Raw genomic sequence first — 17,631 nt, 5'->3', positions numbered from 1 at the left:
TTTTTACTGTTTTTTTTATAACCAGGCATTTAACCCTTCCTCACATCATGCTATTGACGACAGGCGTCTAAGGATAGGAAGTATGTCTTCCCTCCCACAGCATAATCGAGTGCCTCCATAGATAACGGACAGGGAGCCTCGCCGTTCAGGGGGTTAAGCCTGAAAAATGCATTTTTATTGTAATTCATTCTCATCGGCTTAGTTGTTTTTAAAATAAATGAAATAGCTTTTTCCTCTTAATTCGCTCTGGGTCCTCTTTGTAGACATGCATACCCTCTGTAACGAGAGCTGCATTTTCTTCAAAGTAGCAGACCATTTCATTCCCATACTTTTGACCAATAACGCCAAAGGCCTCTCTCATTTTAAAGCTACGATTTGTAATATTATGAGCATCTGATGCAATAAAGTGAGTTTGATTTGCTTCAATTAATTGCAGGGAGAAGTTCCTAATTTTCTTACCAAAGTCTCCGCAAACACTTGCCGCTGTGATTTGCGTCAATGCTCCTTTTTTAACTAACTGATAGAGTAAATCCGAACGTTCAATGATTTCCTGATTCCGTTCGGGATGGACAATTACAGGTATGAGGCCTTTCATCTGCAGGTCATAAAACAGCTTTTCTGTATACCTAGGCACATGGTTTGATGGAAATTCTACTAGTATATACGGTGTGTGATTAACTGGCAGGATTTCTCCTGCCTCAAATCCTCCGAGCATTTCACCATGTATCCGCACTTCCTGTCCAGGTAATACCGCTAACTCAATATTTTCTATAGCTAAAGCCTCATTTAACTCTTTTACTCTATCAATAATAGATTGCTTCGGATTTTCATAAGAGTTATTCAAATGGTGTGGTGTTGCTACAATTCTATGTATACCCTGTTGAACAGCCATCCTCGCCATGTTAAGGCTATCGGAAAGCGACTGTGCACCATCATCAACACCAGGCAATATATGACAATGCAAATCGATCATGGGGCAACACTCTCTTTCCAACTAATTATTATTTTCCTATGACAATATTCATCGTAACATCGTCGAAATTCTAGGTAAAGGGGTGGATTTTGTCGAAAATTAGTTATTTTGTACCATAATAATAATAATAATCATTATTCTTCAATTCTTTATGGTTTAAAACAACACCAACCAATTTACTTTGTGCACTTTCGAGCAATTCCTTTGCTTTTTTAGCTTGGTCAATTTCTGTTCTGCCACTAAAGACAACAAAAATGGAACCATCGACCTTATTCGCTAGAATTTGCGGGTCAGCCACCGCTAATAACGGTGGTGTATCAAAAATGACATAATCAAATTGTTCATTGGCTTCTTCAATAAACTGTTCCATTGATTTCGAGCTTAATAACTCTGCAGGGTTCGGAGGAACCGGTCCGCTTGTTAAGATATATAAATCCTTCTCTTCTGTTTCCAGAACTGCACTAGCAAGAGTTGCTTGCTTAGTTAATACCGTTGTAAAACCGAATAAATTACTGACACCAAAGGTTCGATGAACGGTTGGTTTACGAAGGTCTGCATCTACAAGCAATACTTTTTTCCCAAGCTGAGCAAAAACGACTGCAAGGTTTGCAGCTGTTGTTGATTTACCCTCGGCTGGACCTGAAGAGGTAACCATTAGTGTTTTAAGTTCCTTATCAATAGAGGAGTATTGAATATTTGTCCGAATCGTTCTGTATTGCTCCGAAATCGGTGACTTTGGGTCTAGATTTGCAATAAGCTTTCTGCTTGGATCTGTTGTTTTAACCTTCTTATTTCTCTTAAACACCATAAGTCTCACCTCTTCCTGCCGTTCTTGTTGCTGCTGCCTTACGTTTTTTTAACTCTTCCATCTTTTGGTCGTCAATTTGCGCTATGACACCTAGTATTGGAAGTTCTAATATTTTTTCAATATCTTGTTCATTTTTAATTGTATTGTCAAAGTACTCCAATAAAAATGCTAGTCCCACAGCTGCCATCAGTCCAACAACAATGGCAATCGCTACATTCATTACTGGCTGCGGTTTAATCGGAGATTGATTTTCCGCTACCGTTGCTTTTGCAAGGATACTTACATTATCTACACTCATAATTTTAACAATTTCTGTTTGAAACACTTCTGCTGTTTTATTCGCTATGTTTGCCGCCATGTTTGCATCTGGGTCTTGAACGGATATATTCACAACCTGTGAATCCTTTTCACTGCCGACAGTAATTTTTTCATTTAATTGTCCTGCAGTCATATCTAGTCCTAATTGAACGATTACCTTGTCGAGAATCGCAGGACTTTTAATGATAACATTGTAGGTATTGATTAATTGAAGGTTGGTTTGAACTTCACTTGGGCTGTATATTGACTGTTCACTTTTTGCCTGGTTGACGAGAATTTGTGTCGAAGCTTGATAGATTGGGGTTAGAAAAAAGTAACTAATGACACCACTCACTAAACCAGCTGTCATTGTAATGAGAATTATCATAACCAGCCGCTTTTTCAACGTCGCTAGTAACTCTTTTAAACTAATAGTTTCTTCCATAATATCCTCCTGTATATGCTCATTCAAAATAAGAGTATTATATCATGAATGTATGTCGGTTTTTGTCGCATTGTGTCGAATGATGAATATTTATTTTTACTGTTATAGGTATTTATACATTATTTGTAACAAATTGGTTTTAATAGATACATTTTACTAGAATGATGACTCAGTCATTGAAGTTTGAAGTAAATTTAACATAACTTTTACATACATATTTAGGTATTTAGCAACTGGAAAAATATTCAACTAATCGATTTTGATTACTTTTTTGTTTATGAATATGTAGGAATTTGTATTTACCAAAACAATAATACCATGTTTTTTGTAAAAATATGTAGATTCTGTTAAATCTGTCTAAATTTCTTTATGTGTGTTTGCTATAATAATAGAAGAAATGCATTTGGAGGTATAAGAATGAAATATTTTTTAACAGCTGCTTGGTCCATTGTATGTATAGGTATACTTGCTTATAGCCATCTTCATTGGAATCAGCAAACTGCTGTAAAGGCAGTTGTTGAATCTGAAATACCACAAGAATCTAGTGAGACTAATCATACGAACTATCTGGCACTGGCTGAAAATTGGCCGGAAGCAGCAAAGGAACAACTAAAGTTGGCCTTAGAAGTTGAGAAGCCTTATAAAATCCTCTTTGTAGGCTCTAGCGCAATGGATTGGGAGAAGAACGTTACTCAAAGTCTAACAGAAAGCTTTGGCAGTGAAAGGATTATTACTGCACAGCATACATATGATCTGACAACAGAGGAAATAATTGCTGAAAATAAGCAGCTAGAACTTGCCGCTGAACAAGCAAATCTCGTAGTCATTGAACCATTTCTATTTAACGACAATGGCAAGTTTAAGATAGATGTAACTTTAGCCAACTTAACGAAGATGATCGAGGACATTAAGGCTGAAAACCCTGACACCACCTTTATCCTGCAGCCATCGTTCCCATTCTATCTTCCGAAGTATTATTCCGTCCAAGTGGAAGCATTAAAGGAATATGCAACTGCAAACAACTTAACATATCTCGACCACTGGACTGCTTGGCCATCCATCGACAATCCGGAAATTAAAGATTATTTAAATAAGGATCAAAGTAGTCCCATCGAAAAGGGCTACCAGGTTTGGGCACAGTTCCTTATTGATTATTTTATTAACAAAAAGGCAAACTAGTTTTAATCCTAGTTTGCCCCTTTTTTCTCTATATTATTGAACCTTTAACTTCAAAAGGTCATGTTTCAAATCAACAAGTAGCTTTTGGACTGTCATCCCATCATCACTTTTACCACGATCATATGCTTTTTTAACAATGGCAGAGAACTCATTTACAGAAAACTCTTCTTTGTTATCCTTTTCCCCCATTTGGTAAATTTCTCCTCCCTTCGCATTCCTTTCGCCCATTCTACTAAACTTCTTCATAATTGTAAATATATTGTCAAAATTTGAGATTTGTATATTTTGTGTAATTTTTTTACGGTTTTTAAGGGGAATTATGGTAGAATATGTTTAAAATACCAGAATAGTAGAGGTGATCTGAGGATGAAAAAGACGATTGTTCGCAGTGTTTCGACTGCTGCCCTTCTTTCGACTGTTTTTGCAGGTTCTGCGTATGCGAGTTCATATACAGTTCAAAAGGGAGACACACTATCAAAAATTGCCTCAAAATATCAAACAACCGTACCGCAAATTAAGAATTTAAACGGGTTAACGACGGATATGATTTACGTCAATCAAACACTTAAGGTTACTGACGAACCAATCCAACCTGAAGTAACTGCTCCTGCTCCTGCACCTACTTCTACTAGTGATTACGTAGTCAAAAACGGTGATTACCTTGGCAAAATCGCCAAGGAATTTAGTACGACAGTTGCGGAGTTGAAATCTCTTAATGGGTTAAACTCAGACAGGATCTATATTGGACAAACACTAAAGGTTTCAGTTGTCGTTACAACGCCAGTCACTCCACCGCCTGTTGAGACTCCAACTACACCACCTGCTGATACTTCAGCCACTGCAGTCTATACAGTGGTAAATGGTGATACGCTAAGTAAAATCGGTTTACAGTATAAAATGAGTGTTCAAGAATTAAAGAATCTAAACAACTTGTCGTCGGATAGGATCTATATTGGGCAAAAATTAAGTGTAACGGCACAGGCAGTAGTGACACCTCCGCCTCCCACAACACCTGTAGCACCTCCTGTTAATCCAGTGCAAACTAGTGATTATATCGTAAAAAGCGGTGATACATTAGGTAGCATATCACAACAGTATAAAATGACTCTTCAGGAACTAATGGGTATAAACGGTCTAAATTCTCATATGATTTATGTTGGTCAAGTACTGAAGGTTGTTGGTGAGGCTGAGGTAGTAACACCACCAACTGGAGAATTTGCAACTGCATTTGTCAATGCAGCACAAAGCGTCATGGGCATTCCTTATGCATGGGGTGGATCCTCGTTAAATGGCTTTGATTGCAGCGGCTTTATCTACTATGCGGCAAATCTAGCAGGCAAGAAAATGGGCCGCTATTCAGCAGAAGGCTACTACAGTCGTACCTTCTACGTCGACCAGCCACAGCCAGGCGATCTTGTCTTTTTCGAAAATACATATAAAAAGGGAATCTCCCATGTTGGTATTTATATAGGTGCTAACCAATTCATCCATGCCGATGAGAAAAAGGGTGTATCAATTGCAAATCTTTCAAACCCTTACTACACAGCACACTTTGATGGTTTTAAACGATTCTATTAATCTTTTTATAAACTTGAAGCCAGGCAGGTTGCCTGGCTTTTTCAGTTGACTGCATTTTATTTTGTCTCTTGAATTTGTTTTATCACAAAGGATTGATTCATTCCATTTTGAAAGGAAGCTAAGCTCGCTAGCGAAGTATTAATGCGTAAATCATACGGTGGATGTATATGATCAAACCATACGACCATTTTGATATTTGAATACTTTGTTGGAAGATCATTGAACATTTTTGTTATCCATTCCGCTTTATTGCCATCTTCTTCAACCGCTCCAACCTCCCCATTCAACAGGACTTTTGTCTACAATGATACTTTCTTCGGGGGTATCCTTCGTTTTGCTTATTTCTGGATTGTCCTTTATTGAAGGATTTTTGTCGATTGTATAATATGTAATACCAGCCCCGGCAAGCGTTAGAGCAATTAGAACTATCGGCAATACTCTTCTTTTCATTCACTATATCCCCACAAATATCTATCTTAAAATATCAAATTTTGATTCCTTTTTTTCCAAAATGATTCAATAACTGGACCTTTTCGTCTAAAATCTACAATTTAATACTATTACCGCAATATTGTTTCGACAATTCCGAATTTTCTAATTTATAGGTACTAATACATGTTATAATAGCCTAAATTGTATATATTTTACAATACATTATTACAAGTAACACCTAAAGGAGGATGTAATGAATACAGCAATAGAGTACATATTCCTGATTGTTCAGTTTGTTCTTTTATTCTTTTGGGCCTATTGGATGATCATTAGTTTCTTTGGATTTGGTAGGGCGAAAAAGATAAGAGACAAAATGCCTCAGAAGAGATTTATCTTACTTATACCCGCACATAACGAGGAAAAGGTAGTCGGTAATTTAGTAGAAAATCTCTTGAATTTAGATTATCCAAAGGAACTTTATGATGTATTTGTCATTGCTGATAATTGTACGGATGATACGGCAAAAATTAGTAGAGAGCTTGGTGCGGGAGTCATCGAGCATTTTAGTAAGCCAGGTGAACTTAGAGGAAAACCTTATGGGATTAAATATGCGATTGATGTCTTGGGTGATGATCTAACCAAGAAATACGATGGAATTGCCTTTTTTGATGCTGATAATTTGGTTACTACTAACTATTTAAAAGAAATGAATAATCATTTGCTAAAAGGTGATCGCTTAATCCAATGTTATTTAGATTCAAAGAATCCTAATGATAATTGGGTAACCCTCTCCTACGCAACTAGTTATTATTATATGAACCGTTCTTGGCAATTGGCCAAGTCTAGACTTGGTCTCGGTAATGCCATTGGCGGAACGGGTTTCTGTGTTGACACCCATCTCTTGGAAGAGGTAGGCTGGACGGCTCGCTCCTTAACAGAGGATTTAGAGTTTACTATGCAGTGTCTTTTAAGAGGAATTCCTGCGAAATGGTGTCATCATGCTCGAGTATATGATGAAAAACCAGAAGGCTTTGTTTCTTCTTGTGTCCAAAGGTTAAGATGGGCACGCGGCCACTGGGATGTTTGTTTTAAATATTCCCTACCATTATTATGGCGCTCTATTAGAAAACTGGATATTCGAGCCTTAGACGGTGTTATGTATCTATTAAATCCAGGGAAAATCATCTTAGCAACCTTAACAAGTCTTATGCTGATTTTTTCTTTCTATTCCAATGGTCTTGGAATTCAACATGTTAGTATGCCCGTCTGGTTATGGTTAACGTTCTTAGTTTATAACTTCGTTTATGTTGCCTTAGCAACTGCCTTTGATTCCGCAAAAAGAATCAATAAAGTCAAAGCGATTATTAGCCTTCTGATTTTCAATTATAGTTACGTACCGCTTTTTATTTGGGCATTTATAACCTCTCAAAATAAAACATGGGTGCGTACGGACCATTCTAAAAATGTTTCTTTAGAAGAAATGCATTTAAAAAAGAGTAGTTAATATATAGGAAGTCTGGGGGGATTCTCATTTTAAGTAGCCTAAATCTTTATAACCTCTCTTTCCACCATTTACTTAGTGAACTAAAAGAGAGAATCTCTCAGCAACAAAAGACCTTCCTTGTAACGGTTAATCCTGTTATCTATATGCAGGGACTCAAAAGTCCTCTGTATAAAGAAATCATTCATCAAGCAGATTATATCACCCCTGATGGAATTGGAATTGTGAAGGCTTGCAAGTGGCTGCGAAGACCAGTAAAGGAGAGAATTACTGGGTTTGACCTCATGACTGAACTGCTTCAATTGGCTAATCAACATCAATGGAAGGTATATTTACTAGGTTCTAAGTCTGCGATTGTTTCTAAAACTAGTAGCAATATGGTAGAGAAATATCCTAACCTCGTTATGGCAGGCTATCATCATGGTTATTTCACAAATGATGGTCATATTATTGAAGAAATCAAGGAAACCCAGCCTGATTTGATTTTTGTAGCAATGGGCTGTCCTAGACAGGAAAAATGGATTTATGAAAGCATCGATAAGTTTAGTAGAGGTCTTTTTATTGGAGTTGGTGGATCAATTGATGTTATGTCTGGTTTGGATCAGCGTGCCCCTCAGAGATGGATTGACATGCAGCTAGAATGGCTATACCGAATCGTAAAAAAACCTCGTAGAATCCTTTTAATCCCCAAGCTACTCTCGTTTATTTTTGAGATATTGAAAGAGTACATTGCTCTGAATACCATCGTAGCCAAACGGAAAGTCATTGAAAAAAAGAGCTAGCGGCACCCAAAATAGGTTTTTGCTGATAAGTATCCTGGTTTCGCTGATATGTTTAGGAACCGCTGATAAGCTATACCTGATCCAGGCTGCCGCCTGGATTTTTCAGCTACTTTATTCTGCCCTTATGACAAGTAGGCAGGTAAGATGGGTTTTATGAAAAAAGGTATTTTAAAAAACGTCTCCGTACTCGATTTTAAGCACCATTTCAATCAATTTTCATGTAAAAAAGCTGAATCCATTTTGTTGGATTCAGCTTTTTCTACTTATTATTGTGGCAATTTAGCTTGTGCTGCTGCTTTAATATCCCCTGGTACTCCATTCGTATTTACAAGTAACCAATAGTCATTTAAGGCCTCTGCTCCGGTCTTGGTGGCAGCGGCATTAAATAATGCTTGGGCCGCACTATTCATGAGGTCTTGGACTTCTTGACGAGCGTTGCCTTCGGTGATGGCGGCGCCTGCGAAGTATACCGCATTGTAATTGTTGCTATTTTCATAGTACCAAGCCGCTTCTGCATATTTCACTTCAGAAGATAATTTCGCAGAGGCTGCTTCTATGATCACGGTTGGGACTCCTGTTGTTGAGATGAGTAGATTATAATCATTTTGCGCCTCTCCAGAGTTCTTGCTCGGAGCTGCATTCAATAACGCTTGGGCAGCGTTGTTTAACAACTCTTGGACTTCTGGACGAGCATTGCCTTCTTCAATGGCCGCACCTGCGAAGTATACCGCATTGTAATTGTTGCTATTTTCATAGTACCAATTCGCTTCTGCATATTTCACTTCAGATGATAATTTCGTAGTAGCTTCTTCTTTGATCGCGGTTGGGACTCCTGTTGTTGAGATGAGTAGATTATAATCATTTTGTGCCTCTCCTGAGCTCTTGCCTGGAGCAGCAGCTACTAATGCCTGTGCTGCGCTGTTTAACAACTCTTGGACTTTCGCACTTGTATCGCCTTCAGCAATGGCTGCACCTGCGAAGTGCACCGCGTTGTAATAGTTTTTATTGTCATAATACCAAGCGGCTTCTAAATAGTTTGGTGAGTTCACTTCAGGTGTTAATTTCGCTTGGGCTGCTTCTTTGATCGCAGCTGGGACACCTGTTGTTGAGATGAGTAAATTATATGCATTTTCAGCATTAACACCGCTTACCGCTTCATCCAATAATGCTTGTGCTGCATCGTTCATCAATTCTTGAACTTCTGGACGTCGGTCTCCTTCATTTATTGCAGCACCTGCAAAGTATACCGCATTATAGAGGTTGTTATTTTGATAGTACCATAGAGCTTCATCATATTTTGCAGATTCCACCGATGGTTCTACAACGGTCAGCTTTTCAGAGATGGTTGCATTGACCCTGTTCCCTGCATTGTCCTCAAAATCTAAACTTACTGAATAGGCGCCTAATCCAGAGTTGGCTGGAATTACATAATCTGCGGTCCATACATCGTTTGCTCCAGACGTTAAGACAATACTAGTTACATTCGGATCGGTACCATTATACAAATAGGCAGTTGCAGATTTCATTCCAGATTTGTCATCTACGAGCTTTGCTTCAAAGTGCACGGTTTCTCCTGGCTTTACAGTCGTTGGAGACATCGCAAAGCTTTCTACTACCGGCGCTGTAAAATCACCATCTGGGTTATGGACTAGGAATGAAACAGCATCAATGAATTGTACTGTTTGATTTTCTTTAATGTCTACCGCATCAATAAAATTAATCTTAATGACTTCTCCGTCAGGAACATTCGTTGGAACCGTAATCGTACCTACCCATTTATTAAGGGTACTGTCGTACGTTAAAGTGACACTTTCATTTTCATAGTAGTTTGCTGTCACAGAAGCTACACCTGACTCTGAATCTTCAACCGTTGCCGATATCGTGACCTGCTCACCTGCATTCACCTCTGTTTTATCAAGCTCAACAGCTGAAATGACCGGTCCTGTATAATCACCTTCAGGATTCACAACCGTAAAGCCACCTTCTGCATCTACAAAAGCTAAATTAAATGATGTATCAAAGGCCGAAATGCTAGCCGAATAGAAACCTGGTGCCGTCGTTTCTTGTACCAAAAGGTTTCCAGTCCACTGATCCTTTGCTGCATCGTAACTCATTTCAACAAATTGCGATCCCTCTTGACTGTAAAAAGTGGCTCTTACAGAATCTACTCCTACATTGTCACTTACATTGGCCGTAACCGTAACAGTATCACCAATCTGGACATCACCCTGTGGAGTCACTTGTACATTAGAAATAATTGGTGCGTCAAAATCACCTTCATTATTGATGACATCAAAGGCTGCAGGGTATTCTTTAAAACCGCTGTTTCCTGCCATATCGGTAGAATGAATAACCACATTCCATACTCCAGATTGGAAACCAGAACCTATGTTGAAATCAACGACCCATTCTCCTGATGCTTGGTCAAGAGTTAAGTGTCGAAGATAGACTTCACTCGGGGAGTCTATCTGTGAAAACTCAGCATAGACGGAGCTTACACCCGATTGTGAATCACTCACTGGAACGGATAGCTTAACACTCTCACCTGGAGAGGCGGATTTCGGTGTAATGTTAGGTGCACCAATCGTTGGGTCTGTAAAGTCACTAAAAGGATTGGTTAATACTAATTCTTCTTCGAGTACTACCCAATCAAAGTTCCCAGCTGTATCAAACATCTGAATATCGATATACCATGGACCCGACTTATCGTTTTCGCTAAAATAATGACTGACTACCCACTCACCGTTGGTTTCATCTAAGGTTAGAGGTAAATAATAATAACCAGTACTATCTGCCGTGTATACAGCTGCATATACGGAATCCACTGCATTATTGTCATTTACTTTTGCCCGAATGCTGACCTCTTCATCTACCCCTACAGCTAGAGGAGAGACGACCACTTCCTCTAAAGTTGGCGCAACAGAGTCACCACCATTTGGATTATTTACTTGAAGGGTATCATTGTCGTCACCAAAGGTATAATTTCCTACGGCGTCCAACAAATCAAAATCTATTATCCAGGTACCTTGTTGATCTAAATTCGTGATAGTATATGTACCTTTCCATGCCCCTGACTCGGCATCAAGCTCTAATGGAAGTTTTTTGTACCCATTTCCATTTGGTAGATTCAAATAAGCAACTACCGCTGCCACACCACTTTCGTCAGAAACTTGAGCAGTAATCGTAATGGTGTCACCTACTCCTACTGAGGCTGGGCTGACAGTTGCACTTTCCAGAACCGGTCCGAAGAAATCATCTGCCACCGTTACAATAGAGGTAGAATCTACTGCCGCTGTTACTTTACTCTCCACTTTTATAGATTGTGGAATTTGTGCTCCATTGGTCTCTGCCAAAACACCGACAGGGAGAGACAATGATAAGCACAAAACACTAATAATAATGGTTCTTTTCCTCAAACATAACCCTCCTTATTCTTTATTCTCTACTTAACTAGTACCCTCCTTTACTACTATGTATAGGAATTATATACCATTTTAGAACTCTATACTATATAGTTAGCTTAATCTTCTATATCTTATGAAAATATTGAATATTACGACAATATATTTAACTTATCGACAGCAATATTTTAACAATAAAAAAGGATTGCCCCTCATAGTATGCGCGAGAGAGCAAACCTACTAAGTTTTAGGAAAGCTTCTTCAATTTACTAACCACTTTTTCAATGCGTTTTTCCTTTTGAATTCGATACAATTCAAAGTATTCATCCCCAATATTATTATTCAGATCTTTTAAGATTACCTCTTTTTGCATACTGGAAATAATACTATCGATCTGGGTCTTTGTACTTTGTTCATAATCGTTATAAATGGCGAGATACTTTCCTTCTAATCTCGAAACATCCTGATTTCTCTCTTTCTTTACGTTAAACTCTTTTTCCGCCTGGTTTATTAATTCAGAAAGCCTTTTATCCGCTAGTTGATTCACCTTTTCCCATTCGGGTTTATACATTCTCTTAATTTCTTCGATTATTTCTTCTTGTTTTTTAGCCTGTGGATCAATTTTTGGATTTGGTTTACTCGTTACCTGTTCTACCACTAGGCTCTTTCCAGAAGATTCTACGGCTTTTTGTTCTTTATGATTCTTACTAAAAACTAGTAAAAGAGTGGTTCCAAACGCAACCACGGCAATGACAGATATAGCCCAATACTTTTTCATTCTTTTCACTCCAGTTATGTAAGTTTTGATTGAAAAAAAATAGGAGGGCGCAGTGGGGAATCTGAGGTGTTTTTCACGGCGGGCACTTCAAATAAGGTCTCCTGGTATAATAATACATTTATTATATAGCGATTTTATCCAAAAAAAGAACCCCCTTTCATTTTCTAAAAAGTGAGTTTTTTCCATTAAAACTTGGTATATATTACTTTTTTCGCATTACTTAAGAAGTGGTTATACCTTTGTATACGATGATATTGGTAGTATTAGTGTAAACAGAGGCGACTTGTAGAACTTCGAGCGGTTTCGACTTCTACCCTCCATTCGACTGATTCTGCCGCTAGCTTAGGGTGGGCCATTTTTACTAGATTTCCCTTTTAGGAGTGGTGGTTGGCAGGTGATTAATTGGTTTTTGCAGTCAATGTAGTTAGTATTCTTTGTCCTTAAATTTATACACCATTTAATACCTGAGCCCGGCTTCCGCCTGGCTTTTCAGCTATAAAAATCGGTCTTCGAGATTGGATGGCAGGGTGAGGAAGGTAAACAAAATTACCTTTTCCTAGGATTTCGCTTTGTCGTTTTCGCTTCGATCGCCTTATCCTGTGCTATTTTTTGAAAATGCAAAAAGAAATCTGTAATCACTTTTGATAAGACGATGATCACGATATAGGTTAGAAACAGGTGGAAGTAATTAACCCATGAGTTGAACTTGAACAAATGATGCATGACAAAAATAGGTTTTAGAATAAATGAAAGAAAAAGACTTAATAGCAGTGTATATAGGTAATAATTTTTATTATGTTTAATCGTCCATTGGTACACCAAGATAAACATTACCGGAACCAATGATGCGTCCATCCCGACACTGTGTGGGATAAAGGGTATCATCTTGTAAGGATACGTCCAGAGTGCTTGAGTCGTACCAAAATCATCAAAATATGTAAACCAAACATGTACGTTGAATCCATAAAAGCCAAGCCGGAGTGCCCTTTTCCAGTCCAATGCAAAATAAAGAATGATTAGCGGGGCCACAAACATAATCACATGAAACCAAAATTGCCACGTATCAAAGGCAGAAAACTCTTGCCAATAGTTGAGCCATTGGCTTGCCCCCTTTTGTTGCTCTTTGATTAACTTATTTAAAGCCTCTTTTTGAGCATCACTCATGGAATTCCCTGCCTTGATAGTATTTTCTATCTTAAGTTGCCCAAAATATTAGCAAAAAAATGGTGGCATAAAAAATTTTATAGGAATCCGTATCTAGAAAAGGAATATAAGTTACTCCTGTCCCTTTTCCGCCAGATTTAGTTGCTTCACCATAGACGAGACTAATGCAATCAATGGATTGATAATGGGCTGGGAAGTTTCCCGCTCTACCTGCTGTGCTGCCCCAACCATGGACAGTTGCGCAACAGAGACCGCTCTTTGCTGATTCAGTTTCTTCAAGAAATTGGACACTACTTGATTGTACTTCTCATTTTGCCCACGCATGATTAATTCAAAGGTATCCTCAATGACCTTAACCTCGATATCAAGTGTTTTCTGCTGAAGCTTTGCATATTGCTGAAGCCGAGTCATCGTTCCTGATACGGTATCCGGGTTCGTAAACAGGATGGTCTGAGGCTGTTCGATTTTACAAATAGCCTCGAAGTACGGTTCATCAATCTTTATGATTGGCACGCTTATGTTACATTGCTCCAGTAAAGCAATATAGTTTGTACATGTAATAAGGATCGCATCCACGCCAGATTGCGCAATCCATTCGACTTGATTCCACACCTTCTCCTTTGCGTCTGACTTCGTGAATTCCTGGTCGGTCATCACCCGGTGCATTAATCCTGGGTCAACGAAATGAGTTAATTCGACATTATAGGTTGAAAGTGTACTTTCGATATAGTCGATATTTGAATAATGTGCATGCAGGCAGCCAATTTTACTCTTCAACCCCAAACACCTCCATTTTTTCCACTCTGTTTTTATAGAACTAACTAATTCATGTAGCCAAGTACATAATTTATTACGTTGAACACCAAGATAATAGATAAAACAAAGGGGGATTTTACCTTGAAAAAACTTCTAATCTGTTTATTAATATCGTTATTTTGCTCCAACGTTTCCTACCCATTTCACTTAAACCAAATAGCCCATGCCCAACAGAAACCTATTCCACCCTATGCCAAGTGGAGTAAAGTAGCATTGGAGAAGACAAAGGCAAAGTATCCGAATGCCAAAATCGTGGATTATCTCCATATTGGAAGAAGGAGTGGACAAAGCACCTCTACCGAGAGATTTAAGTTTTGGTTAAAAGAAAATCAAAAAGAATTCGGTGTTTTTGTAAATATTGAGTTTAACAATCAAACCGAACAAGTCGTTAACGTCACTTTTCAGGAAACGACTAGATAGTGTACTGCCAGGGGTCCATGAGAGCTTTCATCGTTTGACTTCATAATGCAGTTCGGCAAATTGTTTATAGCGTCGAACATCGACCAGTGTGAGTTCATTCTCCCGGTCCCCTGGCACAAACATTGGTATTCCTCGCCCGATAACTACAGGAGCAATTTGGATAATAAACTCATCGATAAGCTTTGCTTGCAGTAGCGGCTGCAGAATTTCACCTCCACCTACCATCCAAATCCGTTTGCCCTCCTGCTCCTTCAAGGACTGGGTGAAACCTACAATATCCTCATTAATGAACGTTACATGTTCATTCGAGCCCGTCAATGTGCGAGAAAAAACATAACATGGCTTTCCTTCATAGGGAAATTTCTCTGGTGAAAGTATTGCGATTTGTTCGTATGTACTTCTACCCATCAGAATCGTATCCACACTATCATAGAATTCCTGATAGCCCGTTTCCTCCTCCCCTTCCGTTCCAAATAACCAATCCAATGAATGATTTTCACGCGCGAGGTAGCCATCCAAACTGATTGCACCGTAAAATACTAACTTACTTTGATTGCTCATATTTTCACCTTTTCCTTCCAATATATAAGATGTGCGAGGAGATTCCCAGGATGTAAGGGTCATTTGCTTTTTCAATAAGCAAGTCTATGACTTTTCCCCACTCTTGTTCTCCTTTATCCCTCCAATAATTCCATTGCTCCTTTGTTAAAACTGAACCTATATTAGAACCGATTAACTCTACACTTTCAAAACCTTGTGCCTCCATGAAAGGTTTGATTTCTTCAATATTAAAGTAATATGCATTGGTGAATCGTCCCTCATCTTGGTGGTTAAAACAACCTGTTTGCGAAAAATCTTGTATGGTGTCGATATTGTTGTTGGGCTTCCAATTTTCAGGATACATCAGTGAGGTCAACATATGCCTGATTCTGGGCATAAACGCAACAAAAACCAGTCCATTATTTTTCGTCACTCTATGTAACTCATTAACTGCTCTGATTCGGTCCTCTTCCTCCTGCAAGTGATACAGTGGACCGAGCATTAATGAAGCGTCAAACTGCTCATCATCAATCATCGTTAAATCTCTAGCATCAGCCTTAAAAAAACCGTTAAATTGACCACTTAAATTAAGCACTCGTGCTTTGTGTTCTGCAATCTCAACAAGTCTTGGAGTTAAATCCGTTAGCGTTACCGTATATCCTTCATTAGCCAGCTGCATTGAATATTTACCTGGCCCTGCGCCATTATCTAGTATATGTCCTGTTTTCGGTAAGTATTTTTTTATAAAGTGCCAATTTACTTGGAATTCAATTGGTTCTCGATCAAGCCGTCCCCATTCATCAAACTGATTATAATAATTAATAATGCTGCTCATCCGCCCACCAACTTCTTTATACTCTTCGTTTTTCATGCATATACCTCATCCATTTTTTCTGTTTCAGACTTGAAATATAGTATCCTGCCAATGCGGCTCCGGTGCCGCCCACTGATAGGTTCAAAATGAGTGCGTGTGAGGTATAGATCCCCGCTACGATTCCTGTGATTCCAAGCAGGGTTAACTGAAATAAATGTTTTTTATTGTTTTCAAAAATCATAAATTGAAATTGTCTTCGTTGTTCCAGTTCCTTTAAATCTTCTAGCCTTTGGGGTGCATTTAAAAACTCTGTAACCGAATGGATGATTTTAAAGACTGGCTGTGATTGAATCCATTGCCATAGTAAGGACCATTTATTGTTGCCTTGTTTGTTTAGCCACTCTATAAAAATAGGTTTACCTAGCTCCATGAGTTCCGCTTCAGGAGCCAGATTGCGAATGATTCCTTCGATGGTAACGAATGAGCGACCTAAAAAGACAAATCTTGTCGGAACCTGAATCGGAAGGGCTTGAATCGTATCGTTCATTTCCTTTTTAAAGACAAGCAGATCCATTTGTTTTAATTGTTCTGGTTCGAAGGAGATCAACTCGGCCAAAAGCTTTTCGATCGTTCTCGAATCCGCTTCCGGGAGCAAGAATCCTAATTGCGCTAAGCAATCCACTGCTTTGGAATAATTTTTCGAAAGAAAGCTTTCAATTAAGTTTTGGAAATGAGCGGCATCCTTTTTGCTGATCTCCCCAATCATTCCAAAATCGAGTAAGATGATTTTTCCATCCAGTGAAACCAGAACGTTTCCTGGATGGGGGTCTGCATGGAACCTACCAGGCTCTAACCATTGGGGAAGAAAAACTTTAATCAGCCTTTGAGCCAGCTCTTCACGACTCACTGCTACCTGCTCCATTGCCTTGATATCAGTGAGCCGTATTCCTTCTACCCATTCCATCACGAGGACATTTGACGTACTCAGTTCCGAATAAACAGAAGGTATCTTTACAACATCCATATCCTTAAATCTTTCTCGAAAAAAAAGGATCGTATCGAGTTCTTTTGTATAGTCAAGTTCTCGTTCGATTACTTGTTTTAGTTCATTAAATAAAACTTTAAAGTTAATAAACCCTTTTGGTATCGGAACGAAGTGATCAGCAAACCAAATGATAATCGCTAACACACGGAAATCCGTTTGGACAATACTATCAATATATGGGCGTTTTACTTTAATCGCGACCTCTGTTTCATCTTTCAAGACACCCTTATACACTTCTCCAATGGAGGCGGAAGCAATCGCTGTTTTTTCGATGGAAAGAAAGTTTTCATGGAGAGCCTTTCCCCATTGGTTTTCAAGTATTTTCTCAATCTCACTCCAGTCAGAAGGGGGAACTTTATCGGTAAGGTCTTCGATTTGACTGATAAATGCTTTCGGCAGCAAATCTGCACGAGTGCTGAGGAACTGCCCTACTTTAATCAATAAGCCTTCTAATTCAAACAGTGTATTTCGATACCGTTCTCCTATTTTCCCCCAAAGTTTTTCCCATTCCGATGCAGGTTTTCTGCGAATTTTATACCAATATATTTGTAGAAAGATGACAAACGCCATCGAAAGCATCTTCGACATTCTGATCAGCTTATTTCTCTGTTTCAACCTCACCCCTCCTCCCATTATTTGTATATTATCTATGAGATTT

General features: G+C 38.7%; 18 protein-coding genes. 5 read left to right on the top strand and 13 right to left on the bottom strand.

Annotated features, from left to right (window positions below):
- Positions 1-208 precede the first annotated feature (208 nt).
- The 3 genes from TR08_RS13315 to TR08_RS13305 form a co-directional block, all read right to left on the bottom strand.
- Positions 209-973, bottom strand: a complete 765-nt coding sequence (locus TR08_RS13315) for a tyrosine-protein phosphatase (protein ID WP_045518830.1) — start codon at positions 971-973, stop codon at positions 209-211.
- A gap of 103 nt (positions 974-1,076) precedes the next feature.
- Positions 1,077-1,781 carry a CpsD/CapB family tyrosine-protein kinase gene (locus TR08_RS13310; protein ID WP_045518829.1) on the bottom strand — a complete coding sequence of 235 codons (705 nt, stop codon included), beginning with the start codon at positions 1,779-1,781 and terminating at the stop codon, positions 1,077-1,079.
- Entirely contained in the window at positions 1,771-2,523 is a 753-nt protein-coding gene (locus TR08_RS13305) for a YveK family protein (RefSeq protein WP_045518828.1), read from the bottom strand. Before TR08_RS13305 ends, TR08_RS13310 begins: the two co-directional genes overlap by 11 nt.
- Before the next feature lie 417 nt (positions 2,524-2,940).
- On the opposite strand from TR08_RS13305, the gene TR08_RS13300 reads away from it, so the two are divergent.
- Positions 2,941-3,702: an SGNH/GDSL hydrolase family protein gene (locus tag TR08_RS13300; RefSeq protein ID WP_045518827.1), complete on the top strand. Its 762-nt coding sequence runs from the start codon at positions 2,941-2,943 to the stop codon at positions 3,700-3,702.
- 33 nt (positions 3,703-3,735) lie between these two features.
- On the opposite strand, the gene TR08_RS13295 is transcribed toward TR08_RS13300, so the two are convergent.
- Complete coding sequence (locus tag TR08_RS13295; RefSeq protein WP_193747739.1) at positions 3,736-3,891, bottom strand: hypothetical protein; 156 nt, start codon at positions 3,889-3,891, stop codon at positions 3,736-3,738.
- A gap of 177 nt (positions 3,892-4,068) precedes the next feature.
- On the opposite strand from TR08_RS13295, the gene TR08_RS13290 reads away from it, so the two are divergent.
- On the top strand, positions 4,069-5,280 hold the full coding sequence (locus tag TR08_RS13290) for a C40 family peptidase (protein ID WP_045518825.1): 1,212 nt from the start codon (positions 4,069-4,071) through the stop codon (positions 5,278-5,280).
- Positions 5,281-5,336: 56 nt separating this feature from the next.
- Here the strand turns inward: TR08_RS13290 and TR08_RS13285 are convergent, their stop codons facing one another.
- The gene (locus TR08_RS13285) at positions 5,337-5,567 is read right to left on the bottom strand and encodes a hypothetical protein (protein WP_045518824.1); all 231 of its coding nucleotides are present in this window, start codon (positions 5,565-5,567) and stop codon (positions 5,337-5,339) included.
- A complete protein-coding gene (locus TR08_RS13280) occupies positions 5,542-5,730 on the bottom strand; it encodes a hypothetical protein (RefSeq protein WP_045518823.1) in 189 nt (62 codons plus the stop codon). Before TR08_RS13280 ends, TR08_RS13285 begins: the two co-directional genes overlap by 26 nt.
- Before the next feature lie 235 nt (positions 5,731-5,965).
- Here TR08_RS13280 and TR08_RS13275 point away from each other — a divergent pair, with 235 nt between their 5' ends.
- Complete coding sequence (locus TR08_RS13275) at positions 5,966-7,216, top strand: glycosyltransferase family 2 protein (RefSeq protein WP_045518821.1); 1,251 nt, start codon at positions 5,966-5,968, stop codon at positions 7,214-7,216.
- A gap of 143 nt (positions 7,217-7,359) precedes the next feature.
- Entirely contained in the window at positions 7,360-7,995 is a 636-nt protein-coding gene (locus TR08_RS13270; protein WP_052427452.1) for a WecB/TagA/CpsF family glycosyltransferase, read from the top strand.
- A gap of 266 nt (positions 7,996-8,261) precedes the next feature.
- Here the strand turns inward: TR08_RS13270 and TR08_RS13265 are convergent, their stop codons facing one another.
- From TR08_RS13265 to TR08_RS13250, 4 genes are all read right to left on the bottom strand, one after another.
- On the bottom strand, positions 8,262-11,411 hold the full coding sequence (locus tag TR08_RS13265) for an Ig-like domain repeat protein (RefSeq protein ID WP_045518817.1): 3,150 nt from the start codon (positions 11,409-11,411) through the stop codon (positions 8,262-8,264).
- A gap of 232 nt (positions 11,412-11,643) precedes the next feature.
- Positions 11,644-12,174: a hypothetical protein gene (locus TR08_RS13260; RefSeq protein ID WP_045518816.1), complete on the bottom strand. Its 531-nt coding sequence runs from the start codon at positions 12,172-12,174 to the stop codon at positions 11,644-11,646.
- A 546-nt stretch (positions 12,175-12,720) separates the two neighbouring features.
- Positions 12,721-13,338, bottom strand: coding sequence for a CBO0543 family protein (locus TR08_RS13255; RefSeq protein ID WP_045518814.1), 618 nt, complete (start codon positions 13,336-13,338; stop codon positions 12,721-12,723).
- A 111-nt stretch (positions 13,339-13,449) separates the two neighbouring features.
- Positions 13,450-14,115 carry an aspartate/glutamate racemase family protein gene (locus TR08_RS13250; protein ID WP_045518813.1) on the bottom strand — a complete coding sequence of 222 codons (666 nt, stop codon included), beginning with the start codon at positions 14,113-14,115 and terminating at the stop codon, positions 13,450-13,452.
- Positions 14,116-14,235: 120 nt separating this feature from the next.
- Between TR08_RS13250 and TR08_RS13245 the strand changes: the two genes are divergently transcribed.
- Entirely contained in the window at positions 14,236-14,574 is a 339-nt protein-coding gene (locus TR08_RS13245) for a YqzG/YhdC family protein (protein WP_045518811.1), read from the top strand.
- A 27-nt stretch (positions 14,575-14,601) separates the two neighbouring features.
- Here the strand turns inward: TR08_RS13245 and TR08_RS13240 are convergent, their stop codons facing one another.
- Genes TR08_RS13240 through TR08_RS13230 form a run of 3 tightly spaced genes read right to left on the bottom strand, consistent with a single transcriptional unit; the run spans position 14,602 to position 17,594 of the window.
- On the bottom strand, positions 14,602-15,135 hold the full coding sequence (locus TR08_RS13240) for a dihydrofolate reductase family protein (protein WP_045518809.1): 534 nt from the start codon (positions 15,133-15,135) through the stop codon (positions 14,602-14,604).
- Positions 15,136-15,139: 4 nt separating this feature from the next.
- A complete protein-coding gene (locus tag TR08_RS13235) occupies positions 15,140-15,949 on the bottom strand; it encodes a class I SAM-dependent methyltransferase (protein ID WP_045519049.1) in 810 nt (269 codons plus the stop codon).
- A gap of 16 nt (positions 15,950-15,965) precedes the next feature.
- On the bottom strand, positions 15,966-17,594 hold the full coding sequence (locus tag TR08_RS13230) for an ABC1 kinase family protein (RefSeq protein ID WP_238579131.1): 1,629 nt from the start codon (positions 17,592-17,594) through the stop codon (positions 15,966-15,968).
- Positions 17,595-17,631 lie beyond the last annotated feature (37 nt).

Origin of the sequence: Neobacillus niacini (genome assembly GCF_000759675.1) — a bacterium.
GTDB lineage: Bacteria > Bacillota > Bacilli > Bacillales > Cytobacillaceae > Neobacillus > Neobacillus niacini_A.
The sequence above is the reverse complement of the archived record's forward strand: the minus strand, read 5'-3'. Positions and strand labels throughout refer to the sequence as shown.

Bases quoted from the DNA above. Each gene is read 5' to 3' on its own strand.
- TR08_RS13315 (WP_045518830.1), bottom strand. From the start codon at position 973: ATGATCGATTTGCATTGTCATATATTGCCTGGTGTTGATGATGGTGCA.
- TR08_RS13305 (WP_045518828.1), bottom strand. From the start codon at position 2,523: ATGGAAGAAACTATTAGTTTAAAAGAGTTACTAGCGACGTTGAAAAAG.
- TR08_RS13275 (WP_045518821.1), top strand. From the start codon at position 5,966: ATGAATACAGCAATAGAGTACATATTCCTGATTGTTCAGTTTGTTCTT.
- TR08_RS13270 (WP_052427452.1), top strand. From the start codon at position 7,360: ATGCAGGGACTCAAAAGTCCTCTGTATAAAGAAATCATTCATCAAGCA.
- TR08_RS13240 (WP_045518809.1), bottom strand. From the start codon at position 15,135: ATGAGCAATCAAAGTAAGTTAGTATTTTACGGTGCAATCAGTTTGGAT.
- TR08_RS13280 (WP_045518823.1), bottom strand. From the start codon at position 5,730: ATGAAAAGAAGAGTATTGCCGATAGTTCTAATTGCTCTAACGCTTGCC.
- TR08_RS13235 (WP_045519049.1), bottom strand. From the start codon at position 15,949: ATGAGCAGCATTATTAATTATTATAATCAGTTTGATGAATGGGGACGG.
- TR08_RS13260 (WP_045518816.1), bottom strand. From the start codon at position 12,174: ATGAAAAAGTATTGGGCTATATCTGTCATTGCCGTGGTTGCGTTTGGA.
- TR08_RS13310 (WP_045518829.1), bottom strand. From the start codon at position 1,781: ATGGTGTTTAAGAGAAATAAGAAGGTTAAAACAACAGATCCAAGCAGA.
- TR08_RS13295 (WP_193747739.1), bottom strand. From the start codon at position 3,891: ATGGGGGAAAAGGATAACAAAGAAGAGTTTTCTGTAAATGAGTTCTCT.
- TR08_RS13255 (WP_045518814.1), bottom strand. From the start codon at position 13,338: ATGAGTGATGCTCAAAAAGAGGCTTTAAATAAGTTAATCAAAGAGCAA.
- TR08_RS13290 (WP_045518825.1), top strand. From the start codon at position 4,069: ATGAAAAAGACGATTGTTCGCAGTGTTTCGACTGCTGCCCTTCTTTCG.
- TR08_RS13300 (WP_045518827.1), top strand. From the start codon at position 2,941: ATGAAATATTTTTTAACAGCTGCTTGGTCCATTGTATGTATAGGTATA.